11 protein-coding genes are annotated in these 12,479 nt (G+C 40.1%); 5 read left to right on the top strand and 6 right to left on the bottom strand.

What is annotated here, in order from left to right; translation table 11 throughout:
- The first annotated feature begins 40 nt into the window (after window positions 1-40).
- A complete protein-coding gene (locus C427_RS14880) occupies window positions 41-976 on the top strand; it encodes a glycosyltransferase family 2 protein (protein ID WP_007637644.1) in 936 nt (311 codons plus the stop codon).
- 45 nt (window positions 977-1,021) lie between these two features.
- Window positions 1,022-1,867: a glycosyltransferase family 2 protein gene (locus C427_RS14875; RefSeq protein WP_007637645.1), complete on the top strand. Its 846-nt coding sequence runs from the start codon at window positions 1,022-1,024 to the stop codon at window positions 1,865-1,867.
- Between the two features lie 135 nt (window positions 1,868-2,002).
- Here the strand turns inward: C427_RS14875 and C427_RS25050 are convergent, their stop codons facing one another.
- A complete protein-coding gene (locus C427_RS25050) occupies window positions 2,003-2,164 on the bottom strand; it encodes a DUF2986 domain-containing protein (protein WP_007637646.1) in 162 nt (53 codons plus the stop codon).
- 382 nt (window positions 2,165-2,546) lie between these two features.
- Between C427_RS25050 and C427_RS14870 the strand changes: the two genes are divergently transcribed.
- Window positions 2,547-2,765 carry a hypothetical protein gene (locus tag C427_RS14870; RefSeq protein WP_007637647.1) on the top strand — a complete coding sequence of 73 codons (219 nt, stop codon included), beginning with the start codon at window positions 2,547-2,549 and terminating at the stop codon, window positions 2,763-2,765.
- A 288-nt stretch (window positions 2,766-3,053) separates the two neighbouring features.
- On the opposite strand, the gene C427_RS14865 is transcribed toward C427_RS14870, so the two are convergent.
- Complete coding sequence (locus C427_RS14865; RefSeq protein ID WP_007637648.1) at window positions 3,054-4,355, bottom strand: M20/M25/M40 family metallo-hydrolase; 1,302 nt, start codon at window positions 4,353-4,355, stop codon at window positions 3,054-3,056.
- Between the two features lie 277 nt (window positions 4,356-4,632).
- Between C427_RS14865 and C427_RS14860 the strand changes: the two genes are divergently transcribed.
- Window positions 4,633-5,400, top strand: a complete 768-nt coding sequence (locus tag C427_RS14860) for an alpha/beta fold hydrolase (protein ID WP_007637649.1) — start codon at window positions 4,633-4,635, stop codon at window positions 5,398-5,400.
- Between the two features lie 255 nt (window positions 5,401-5,655).
- Here C427_RS14860 and C427_RS14855 read toward each other — a convergent pair whose 3' ends face one another.
- Together C427_RS14855 and C427_RS14850 are read right to left on the bottom strand one after the other, a co-directional pair.
- Window positions 5,656-7,950 (bottom strand): TonB-dependent receptor, encoded by a 2,295-nt coding sequence (locus tag C427_RS14855; protein WP_007637651.1) that lies wholly within the window; start codon window positions 7,948-7,950, stop codon window positions 5,656-5,658.
- Window positions 7,951-8,357: 407 nt separating this feature from the next.
- Entirely contained in the window at window positions 8,358-8,900 is a 543-nt protein-coding gene (locus C427_RS14850) for a TrmH family RNA methyltransferase (RefSeq protein ID WP_007637653.1), read from the bottom strand.
- Between the two features lie 713 nt (window positions 8,901-9,613).
- Here C427_RS14850 and C427_RS14845 point away from each other — a divergent pair.
- Window positions 9,614-10,210 (top strand): 3'-5' exonuclease, encoded by a 597-nt coding sequence (locus tag C427_RS14845; RefSeq protein ID WP_007637654.1) that lies wholly within the window; start codon window positions 9,614-9,616, stop codon window positions 10,208-10,210.
- Between the two features lie 837 nt (window positions 10,211-11,047).
- Here C427_RS14845 and C427_RS14840 read toward each other — a convergent pair.
- Both C427_RS14840 and C427_RS14835 read right to left on the bottom strand, forming a co-directional pair.
- Window positions 11,048-11,455: a hypothetical protein gene (locus C427_RS14840; RefSeq protein WP_007637656.1), complete on the bottom strand. Its 408-nt coding sequence runs from the start codon at window positions 11,453-11,455 to the stop codon at window positions 11,048-11,050.
- A gap of 13 nt (window positions 11,456-11,468) precedes the next feature.
- A complete protein-coding gene (locus C427_RS14835; RefSeq protein WP_007637657.1) occupies window positions 11,469-12,479 on the bottom strand; it encodes a glycosyltransferase family 2 protein in 1,011 nt (336 codons plus the stop codon).

The following is a 12,479-nucleotide window of genomic DNA, read 5'->3' as shown; positions in this document are numbered from 1 at the left end:
AAATAATGTTAATTGGTAAGCATAAATTGGAACCAATATTATGAGCATAATTAGATTTTCAGTCGTTATTCCTTTGTACAACAAGGTTGATAGCGTCTTCAGAACGCTTGCTTCTATCTGTGAGCAGCGTTTCGCCGCAGCAGAAATTATAGTGATTGACGATGGTTCAACCGATGGTAGTGCTGACAAGGTGGCCACACTCAATATTCCCAATTTGACCTTAGTGAAGCAAAAAAATAAGGGGGTTTCTGCTGCTCGTAATTTGGGGGTGACATTAGCTCAACATCGACATATCGCATTCATTGATGCAGATGATCAATGGACACCATTTTATTTATATGAAATGAGCAAGTTGATCCAGCGTTTCCCTAAACATCAATGTTTCGCCAGTAATTACCAGAAAGTTATCGAAGATGGCGTTTATCGAAACCCTAAATTAGCTATAGGTGATATATCACCTATAGGCTGTGTTATGGACAATTACTTTGAGGTGTGTGCTAAAGGTGACTTGCCTTTTATGCCTTCAAGTTTAGTGATAAGTCGTCAATTATTTAAGCAGATAGGTGGTTTCCCCGTTGGCGAAGCCATGGGTGAAGATCAAGCGCTTTTTTCTCAAATTGCATTACAGGGTAGCCTTATTTATTCACCGCTAGTCTTAATGCTGTATCACACCGATAGCGAGAATAGGGCCTGTGATAGACATATACCTCAAGACATATTACCTTTTGCCAAGCGATTATTGGCAGAAGTAGCCGCAGGTCAGGTAAATAGGCTTACTGCACCTTTTGTGTTGCAGTATTGTGCGGCGCACATTTGTCATTTAGCCAAAATGAATATTCAAGCAGGTCAATTAACAGCTGCCAAGCAGCTACTTAAACACCCAGTTAGTAAATTGAAACCATTACACCGAAATCTATTTGGTATGTGGTTAATCACCCAATACTTGTTTCAACAATTGCAAACATGGCGCGAATAAACCGCCAATCTAGTCGCCCAAATCCACGTTAGTCAGAGGTGAAATATGAAACTTAACGCAATTTGTATTATTAAGAACGAAGCCGATATTATTCTCGAAACTTTAAACAATGCCCTTAGATTTTGCGACACTGTTTATGTGTTTGATAACGGTTCAACCGACGGTAGTTGGGAGCTTATTTGCGAGAAAGCGTTAAGTGATAAGCGTATTGTGATTGCTGCTCATACCGATGAAATCTACCGTAATCAGTTTAGAAACCGGGTATATAATATGTTTCATCATAATTTTAACGCATCGGATTGGTGGTATATTTTAGACGCCGATGAAATGCTCACCGAAGATCCGCGACCGATGTTAGTGAAAGCCATGCAGCGCGATAAAAATCAAATGCGCGTATGGCAAGCACAGTTTTATTTTACGGATAATGATTTAGTTGTTTATGATCAAGAAGACAAATCATTAAATGTATCTGAGCGTCGCCATTATTACCGAATTAACTGGCGTGAGCCGCGTTTCTTTAGAAATTCACCCAGCGAAAAGTGGCCAGAAAACATCAGTGGTAAAGTGCCACCTTTCTGCCAAAATTTGTACCATCCATCGCCAGTCTGTCGTCACTATGCAGAGCGTACACCCGAACAAATCAAGATGCGTCGCGAAATTCGCTTAAGTAATCCTTACAGTTTTTTGCATGTTAAAAACAAATCTGACGATGATTGGTTAAAGCGTTCAGAGGATTGTTTTTATTACCAAAAAGGGGAAGAAATGGTATTTCCATTGATTGACAGAGTGAGCTATTACGTCAATCAAACTAGATACTGGTTGATATGGAGGGCTAAAAACGTTTTGTGTGTAAAAACCATGCTATTAAACAAGGTAAACAAAAGTGTGTAGTTCTATTTGAGGTATTATTGATGGTATGTTGAGGCAGTCGAAGCTGCCATTTTACTAAAATCACCGTTTCTTAATGGGCAGGCTATTGAGTAAAGACACCGTGCTCCTCTTTTAAAGAACATTACAATATCAACCTCATTCTTCTGAAACGAGGTTTTTTTCTTGAGTAGACTCGGTGGTTTCGGTCTCCCTATCAGCTTTGCTAATGTATTTAGGCTTATTACTGGGGTTCAATTTGGCATTTGCCTTTTTGACTCGCGCTCTTAAAATCTGATTACCTTTTTTACGACGGTTCATTTTGTATCTTCTTCATTTATCAACAATCGTATAATATCACTTTCGAACAGGGAACCAAATTGTATAACGCGTCCTTCTGCATTTTAGTTTGCAAAAAGTATTTAATAATATGGACTGGTGTCATGAGCAGGGTGTTAAAATTGCACTAAGAGATATCAACTTTACTGGTGTGAAAGTACCGCTATAAAGTCAGCGTATAAAAATGTAGGTTCTAAAGATTTATATCAAGCCGTTTCAGGAACACCGTCAATTAGAGAGCTTTCTGCCATTCTAAATAACCATTTATTTCAAGATTTCAGTCTAAGCATAAGCTGATGCGAATTGGCTAGTTCCGCCATAGTATTTATTCTGGATACATCTAAATTGAATATTAGGAGGTAAAGTGTCTATTCATCATTGTACCTATACAAGAATACCATTAGCTTTAGAGGCCCATCTTCAATTTAAAGGTAATAATTTAGGGCATGCTTTTGCACTAAATATTCATTCATTTGGTGCCTTTAAAGAATTACCCAAGCATGAGCTAGCCACTTACGTATTTATCAACTTTTTTTCCACAAAGATTGAACCCCTTATTGTGTGGTTCAAAAAGGTATGGTGATAAACCGCAATAAATAAGGTGTGAGTATCATATATGCATCCGACACTGAAATATTTCGAGACATGTTGGATCAAGGGCCTCAGGGGGGTTAAAAAGTCTACGATTTACACAATCGCTGCAAAAGAAATTTGGCCTTTTACCGACCTATGTCTACAAAACGTGTGTCGTACTCGAACCAACAAGAAGTGTCAGGTATGGAATGGAGTCCATGAGGTTTTATTCATAACCGTGCGTATACCATTTCCATACCAAGACACTTGCTTAGCTATTATCTAATTAAGTGATAAATCATTGAGACAAACGATAAATGAGTATGGCCGTTTTTCGCATGTTTTTTATAAAACTCGACATATCCGCTACTTCATCCTTAGTGTGGCCACCACTGCCCATTAAGCCTAAACCATCAAGTGACATATCAACATGAGATGCGGCAAAAGAGATGTCGGCCGCTCCGGCGTTACGTGGATTTACCGCAGTGATTTTCCCATAACCCAAATCCACACTTACTTGACTATATAATGCCAATAAATCATTATTATTAGATGTTTGTGCCATTGGTGGATAACCGGATTGAAACTCTAAAACGGCTGAAGTGTGCCGCAGGTTTTGTGAGACAATAGTTTGCATCACTACTTTAGCCCGTTCCAGTTGCTCTGGGCTTGCAGCACGGATCCCACCCTTTACTAGTGTGTCTTTTGCAATGACATTGGTTTTACCAAATGCGCTAAAATTTGATTTATCGTCTTGCTGGGTAACTCTAGTTCCACCGGCTATTACACCGGGGTTAAAGGAAAGCAACTTTTCATGCTGAAGCTGAACACGAAATTCATTCAGAATACGTGCCGTTTCAAAAATCGCACCGTCGCCGTTTTCATCCGTAAAAATTTGTGAAGAATGGGCAGGTTTGCCTTTCACTGTCAGTGACCAATTAACCGAACCACGACGCGAGGTTACTGCAGTGGTAATGTTGCTGTCTCCATCTTCAAATCCCAAAGCAATATCAGCCCAAATCGCTGCGTCAATGATGGCTTGTTTTGAAAGCGATAACGGTTTGCCACTTGATTCTTCATCACCCGTCATAACCACTTTAATGTTTAATTGTTGCAACAAACCTTGCTTTTGTAATGCTTGCAAAGCCGCTAACATGATCACATCGCCGCCTTTCATGTCAGTAATTCCCGGTCCAGCCAAACGTTCGTTAGCAAGTTCAGTGATTGTTTGAAAATCATCATCCTTAGCAAATACCGTATCTAAATGCCCTATCAACAAAATTTTTGCAGCATCGGGATGACTGGTTGACTCATAAGTCGCAATCAAATGTCCGGCTCGGCCGAATGTATTGCCATCCAGCCATTGAGTAGTAAAGCCTAAAGCATCGTACTTTTGTTTCAGTAGCATACCTACTCTTCTAACTCCGGCGAAATTCATGGTGCCGCTATTAATGTTGACCAGCTGTTTAAGTAAAGCCGTTGACTCGTCGAGTTGGGTATCAACATGTTGGATTATTTGCTGCTCTACGTCCTGATTGGCAGCAACATATGTAGAGCATAAACTACATAAAAGAAGTAATAGTGAGGATTTTTGCAACATATTAGAATGTTCTCGGTCAGAAATATTTAAGTAAAATATTACGCTAGCTAGCGTTAATATGCATCCCTATGTATATATCGTTGGCATTCATTCTTTTTAGTCAGTGATAAGTTAATAGAAACGTTAGTTTTGCTTTCTCATTAACAGCTTTAGTAAAGCTGTTAATGAGAAAGCGAGATCAGGGGCCGCGCTTTTCATTTATTCTACTTTTGCACCTGATATTTCTGCCTAATAATCAATACAATAAACTAAATATCGTTTTTTATCCGGAAGACTTATGTGTTTGTCGTACGAACAAAGTAATAAAACCGTTACAGCTTACGGTATAGTATTTCACTATTCCCTTGACGGTGAAATCTCAAACCCGGTATTGGCTCTGGTGAATATGGCCAGCGTTAATCTAACCGCTTGGGAGCCTGTATTGCCGACTCTGTTAGAGTCATATCGTATTTTACGTTTTGATATTCGCGGAACCGGCAAAAGTGCTAGGGGTAAAGACCATGAGTTTACTTTCTCTCAGTATGCAGATGATTTAGCCGCTATTATGGATGTTTTACAGATACCCAAAGCGTTTGTTCTGGGTGTGGCTTATGGTGCTAGAACCGCTGCTCAGTTTGCATTGCGTCATGAAGAAAAGTTGACTGCCTTAGGTTTATTTGACGTGGCGTTAACGCCCCCAGTCGAGCAATCAGAGCAAAAGGCTTTGGCAGCAAAAGCCAGACAATTATTAGCCGCAGCAGGCGAGCCTGAGATTGTGCCTAAAAAATCATGGCGATTTTACGAAAATAGAGACGCTGCGTTTAATGCACATACGGCTCATCAACATGAACCCGATACGTCTGAAATGTTGGGCAACATTAAGGTGCCGGTACTTGTAGCATGCGGTCGCCAAGACATGAACCTGCCCGAAGCGCGACGCATCGCTAATGCTATTCCTAGTGGCAGGTTTGAACTGATGGAGATGACAGGACATGGCTCACCTTTTTATCGGCCTGAGCTTTTTGCAAGTATGCTGAATAATTTTAAGCACCAGTTAATGCTATGATTTTTATCCAGTGTGCTTATGTTAAACGCCGAAAGTACCAATAAAAATAATGGAGGGGAATTTCATAGTGACGAAATTCCCCTCCATTAACTGATAGGTTACGCTTGGCTATAAATCACACGGTGCATGCACAGTAATACGCCCCGTTTATGATGTTTACCATCCTAATAGTGTTGGCTACAATATGCTCCATTACATAACTGGGATAAGAGAAAACCACCTTAGTCGAAATGCACTAAAGCGGCCTTCAGGTTATTAAAACCAGTTGTATTTGAAGTTGACACCAGCCCAGCGCGGTGGATTAACTACGTAGATAGAGTAGTTACCAAAGTCACTGATATCATAACCAAATGTCACGGCTTCTTTATCAAACACATTATTAACAAATACACTGGCTTCCCAAGTTTCGCCAGAGAAATAGCTCAGCCTGAAATTTGTCAGTGCATAATTACCGGCTTCAGTAGCCTCGGAATTTATCAGGTTAAAGTACTCTTTACCTATATAATTAGTTGATAGCTGGGCAGCGATCCTTGCGCCGTCTAGTTCCCATTCTTTACGAATAAGAACGTTTGCGGTTATCTCAGGTGCCAGCAGAGCCTTCTGATCTTTAATGACATTTGCTCCGTCATTTGATGCGCCATTAACTTCGGTATCAAGCACACTTAGACCAAACAAAAAATCCCAATCGTTATCAGTGGCGTAAGTTAATTCAGCTTCACCACCCATAAAAGAGGCTTCAGAATTGATCAATAAACTGGTTGTGCCCGAAAAGAAGAAACCCTGATAATTGTCATAGTCATAATAAAACACGCTGGTATTAAAACGTCCATTACCATCAGCAAAACTTGTTTTAGAACCAATCTCATAAGATGTCAGTACTTCAGGTTCGAAACCCACTTCAGAGGCTAAGCTTGCACCATCTGAAGGTGTATTAAAGCCACCTCCTTTGGTGCCTCGGTTATAACCAATGTAAAATAATTGGTCATCATTTGCTTGCCAGTCTAACTGTAACTTGCCAGAAAATTCTGAATCGGTACGATTAAAATCATAAACATCGCCGGTATAAAGAAAGTCTGAACCATCAGCAAAGACAGCACCTTCTCCGGTAAGCTGATAGGACAATTCTTTATCATCTTCGGTCCAACGCAAACCGGCTGTTAATAACAAGTCTTCGCTTAAGTCTATATCTACCTGCCCGAATATTGACACAGTATCCGTTTCAGAATCAGCCAAATATTTTGGCAGATAACCATCTGATGGAAACTGAAAAGCCCCGCTAAATTTATTTTTAATATTCAAAAAATACACACCACCGGTCCAACGAAGCTTGTCAGCATCACCGTCAATCCGTAATTCCTGCGAGAGTTGATCTACATCAGCGGTAGAAACATAAGTCACCAGATTAAGCGCTGAGCTATCGTCTTCTTCACGGTACTCTTTATCGCTGGTGGTAAAATCAGTAACACTCGTGAGGTGAATGCCGTTACTTAATTTAGTATTGAGTATTGCAGTTAAACTACTCGATTCACGGTCAACACCGCCATCAAAATCAAACGCACCGTCATGCACTCCGCCAATACCATCATCAAGCTGACCGTTACGAGGGTCGAAAAGGCTGCCTGAAGTTAGCGCGCTTTTATCCCCATCGAAAAACCCCTGAAATTCTTCTAAATCACCATTTGCATCATAACGAATACCAGCTCCGCAGTCGGTATCCCCTGATTGACAAAACACAGGACCATCGGCGGTCGATTTGGTGGCACGGTTGTGATAAACCCCACCTCTGGTATCGATATCAGTCATGCGGCCAATCATTAACAGTGATGTTTCATCGCTTATATCCACATTGAGCATTGCACGAACAGACGTTGTATCATCTGATCTGTAGTCCGGCCCGATAGCGTTTGAAACATAACCATCGTCTTTATTGTCATAGATTGCCAGACGACCCTGAACATTGTCACTTAGCGCACCACTGACAAAACCGGTCACACCGAATTGTCCATATTCTGCTACCGTCAAACCAATTGAAGATTCAAAATATTCGGTAGGTTTGTTACTGATAAAATGTACTAGACCCCCTGTTGCATTTCGGCCATACAATGTTCCCTGAGGACCACGTAATACCTCAATACGTGCAAGATCGAATGATGGAGCCCCCGAAGCTCCGGGAGAAGATAAATACACTTCATCGTTATAAATCGCGATAGGCGCTTCCTGACCTTCGGCAAAATCACCCTGATTCACACCGCGAATAGAAAATAGTGCAATATTAGAGGTGTCACCGGTATTACTGGTTGCTACCAACCCTGGTGTTTGTGCCGCTACATCCATGCTGTTATCCCAACCAAGGGCTTTTAGCTGCTCATCGTTAAAGGCGGTGACAGATACACCCACTTCCTGCAAGTTTTGCACACGCTTTTGCGCGGTAACTACAATTTTTTCTGTTAAAAGTTTAGCGTTCGCAACGCCCGATAAAGAGACAGAAATTGCCGCTACAAGTGGTAGCAATTTATGTTTTTTCCAACAAAAATCAATCGAATTACTCATCTCAAATTCCTCGTGTTATTGTGTTTTATAAAGTTAAATCTTAGGCAAATTCATATTTTGCTCTGTTCTTATTCTGTATTTTTAAGTCTCAATTTTTTTTTGGCGCACAGTCAATTCAAGTGAGTGACACTTTTCTATGGTTAGCCAATTGGTTGTTGTTATGTCAAGAAGGGTAATGTAGAGCTGTGAACAGGATATGTAGGTCGATGTTGGTTAGCTTAAAAAACATATTGTAACATAACTAAATTAATAAAATTTGCCAGTCAAGAAACTAAAAAGTTATATAGCTTCTTTTCTTATTTTTGTAGGTACTTGAAGTTGATGCGTAAACCATTCAGAAAGCAAGGCGAGGACTGTGTCGAAGTAGGGGCTTAACTGGCTACGCCATTAGTTGGTGTTGTTTTAATCTATGCCGATTTTCTAATTTGATTAGCACATTCGGCTAATACAATTGCGCCAGCAGTAGATACGTTCAAAGAGTTACCCATTCCAAACATCGGGATATGTATGTGCCGATGGCTTAGTTTTAATGTGGGCTCACTCACACCTTTACGTTCATTACCAAATACCAACACGCATCGCTCCGGGTAAGTGACATCACTATAATCAACCGACTCATGACATAGCTCAACACTGTAAACGGCATATCCCTCGTCCAATAATGTTTGCAAGCTTGAAGTCGTGCTATCACTGTATTCAACGCAAACCCATTTCGCTTCATTTCTAGAGGCTTTATTTAACTTTTTATCTGAAATTGTTAGCTCGCCGCAGACAATGACTTTCTCGATAGCAAACGCGTCAGCCAAGCGAATAAATGCACCGATATTGTGACTGTTAGTGACGTTGTCTAGTAACACGACTAAAGGGATCTTTGGCTTAGATGGGTATTCATCACGAAGGGGTTTGTTTTTTCGAAGGTCTTCTTTGGTAAGTTGTATTTTTTGGGGCACAGTTTTTCTCTCTTTATTAAATATTTATGCGCTGCGCGAATGGCATCAATGCCTTTTTCAAACGAATCCTTTCGTTCAACCTGATTTTTTGCTGCAGCCAAAAAAGGTAGGCAAAAAAGGCCGCTCGATGATAATTGCTCTTCATCCAACTATTAGGGATTTTAGCAGGTTGGCTTCAGATGTTCCCGACATCGCAAACCTCGATTTGCACCAATGCAAATTGATCTACTAACCCCCCCTAATAACTGGCGAGCATCGAGTCCAGGGGAGGTCAAAAGCATTGGCCGCGCGGCTAAGTTTATTTTAAAGACAAAAAGGGCAAAAAAAAAGCCTGATTGAAAATCAGGCTTAAAAAAGAGAACACATATAAAAACTACATACTCAGTGGAGCAGTAACAGCGTAAGTTCAACTTATTGTTAATTGTTTTTCAATTAATGTTGTCGAGTCGCAGGCAGAGCGTTTGAAGTTCAGTCGCAAAGTTAAGGTGGATGTCATATTAATTCAAAGACTATTAAAGTTTATGTCAGTTTTCATGTCGATAAGTTATCAAATATAGAGTAGTTTTAGGGGCTGGTTAAATTTAACTATTCCTTTTTTGGGTGACTTCTGTAGTGAATAGTTTTTAGTATTTTATCTATGATTATAAAAATTCAAGTTAGTTTTATATCGTTAGCGGATAAAAATAAATAGTAAACAATTTTAGGGATAGAACTTGGAACGTCTTACTAAAGAACAGGTGCGAAGATTGCCTTTGTATGTTGGTCTCAGCATTACTAATATTGACATTATAGAAACCGAATTAGATGCGGCTAAAGCTTTAAAAGAGTTAGAAACTGAAGTTTGTCTTGGGTTTGATACTGAAAGTAAGCCAATTTTTCGTAAGGGTCAAACTAGCCCCGGTCCAACCTTGATTCAACTTGCAACAGAGAATAAAGCATTTCTATTCCCAACTAGGTTTCCTTTTGCCGTGTCTTCAGCTGGGGCTATCTTGTGCAACCCAAGTATCCAAAAGATTGGATTTGGAATAAAGGGTGATAATAAGGAGCTGCGTCATAAACTCAATATTAATATTGTAAACACGCAAGACTTATCTGTTGAATTAAAGCATATAGTGGGTGACGAAAATCAGATTGGAGCCAGGGCTGCGGTAGCAATGGTACTTAAATATCGACTAGGAAAGGGGGCTCAGAAGTCAAATTGGGGACAATACCCACTTCACGAACATCAGATATTATATGCAGCAAATGATGCTCATTCTGCTATTTGCGTTAAAAATTTATTATCTGAATATGGATTACTTAAAACATAGCCTTGCATAGTTGAACGACTGCATACCATGACTAAACAAAACCGCTATGTTAACTCATGGCGACAGCAACAAAGTAGCTTACTCGAATGCATCCGAGTAAAAACGGTTAATCAGTTTTGACGTGCCACAATAAATATGTTCAATCCATGTCACTGTTGATGACATGTAGAGATAGTGCACTTGTTGTTAAAGCAATTCCTTTGGCGGCTTTCTAGAAGCAGGACATAGCGCTTATTATTATCGATGACGATAAATTTGTGCTGGTTCTTGGACGGCAGAGCGTTATCTAAGAGCAGACTTTACGTCATGGCAGCAGCATATCTGGGTTACTTGTGTAAATGGCGAAGAATATAAATCATGGCGGAATATAAGGTTTTGGTCTGCTAAAGCAGATTCTAGAAAAAAGGTTATGGATTAAAATAAATAACAAAATATGTATAGGAATAATGAATCCACAAATCACTATTGATAGTGACTTGCTAAGCCAGTCAAAATTCTATCGGTATAAAGCATGCCCTTGCTATATTAAGTCTTATTAAAAACAACTGAAACAGACCATTGCACTACTTCTTGAATATTATTAGATGCGTATTTATAGGTGATTAGGGCAAGCTGTTTAAGATAATTCAGGAATAGAAAATTCTTCTAAACTTATATCATATGTTAAGTAATATTCGAGAGTGAGGTAATCTAAACTATAGGCAGTGAATTGTCAGCTATCGTAGCCAATAAACGCAAAAAGGTAAACAAATCTGAAAGTGATTTCTATAGCATAAAAATTCTCAATATTGATCTGCCTTTGAAGATGACGAACTTACTGTTTGTTCACAGTCAAAATCAATAATTCTTAATCCAATCCCACAGCCCCAAAGAATAACCTTCCAGCAAATTTATTCCTAATGCTGACTTAAGTACATAAATAATCGCCAAACCGAGTACGCTGCTAAATACTAAAAATATTACTGTTAATAACATCATAGATGTTATCGCAATCGATTTTTCTTGTCGGGATAGGCTACGAATGTTGCGGCCCATCAGTAATACAAAGTAGATGCGAGATGGAAAAAATGGCAGCGAGATAGTGCCGCGAATATCTACTTTGTGTTTGCGATATTGGCCACTGCCGATGGCAACCTTGAGATGACTGAGTTGAGTGTCGGTAAGCACCGCCGCCGTTTCTAGAGGCAAGCGGCTCAGGAGACTCATTATATCAGGATCTTTGCGGACAGAGTGGGTGGGTTTCACTTCGCTACTCCTATTAATGACTATGTGTACGGCGGACTTGGAGTATTCGCATAGCGGTATTTTCTAGCATCCGATAAAGGCAGTGTGGTAATAACGACACTAGTGCACATCCATAGGTTGCTAAAGTACGAGCGGGCTCTTCAATGACTATTTTAGGTTGGGTAAGGAGTGCTTTGTGCACCAGTTTAATGGCCTGCCAAGCATCACCAGACCGAATGGCTCGCCGTGCTAAATACCTGAGTTGATAGGCTCTAGCTAGGGCGAAGTAGCGTTTGAAAAAACACTCGTATCCTGCTTGATTTTTCTGCATGGCTAAACACCAACTTGCATATTGTTTAATGAGGTTAGAAGACAGACCGCCATCATTAACACGGTAAAAAGTTAGAGGGGTTTTGATCCCTTCAAATTTCCAATTGCCAAGTAGGGCGATACGCAACCATAGCTCGATGTCCTCAGATTGACGTAAATCTTCATCAAAGATGCATTTTCTGCCGGTTTTGTCACTTACAAAAGCTACTTCTTTTAATAGCCGTTTTCTGATGACTGGCGCTGAGCCATTTCCAACTGGATTGCGGCAGAATACGTCTTTGGTAGTAATATGTTTAAGTTTTGGGTTTTGCCCTATACCCATAGAATTGCCATGTTCGTTTACAAACAACGAAGGGCAGTAACTCACGCCCACATCTGAACGAGTGTTGAGGTGATTAATATGTAGGGCTAGTTTTTCTTTGGCCCAAAAGTCATCCGCGTCAAGCAGGGCAACATACATTCCTCTTGAAGCTAGGATGCCAGTGTTTCTAGCACCCGATAAGCCGCGATTAGATTGCTGAATCAGTTTGATTCTGGGGTCAGGAAATCGTGCAAGTTTATGTAAAGTGTCGTCTGTGCAGCCATCATCAACACATATTACTTCAAAGTTTTTAAATGTTTGTGCTAACACCGATTGTATACATTGCTCAATATATTGGCCGACGTTAAACATTGGAATAACGACAGACACCAAGGGTAAAGGTGATTTGTTCAT

Source organism: Paraglaciecola psychrophila 170 (assembly GCF_000347635.1).
In the GTDB taxonomy this organism is placed as follows: Bacteria; Pseudomonadota; Gammaproteobacteria; order Enterobacterales; family Alteromonadaceae; genus Paraglaciecola; species Paraglaciecola psychrophila.
The sequence above is the reverse complement of the archived record's forward strand: the minus strand, read 5'-3'. Positions and strand labels throughout refer to the sequence as shown.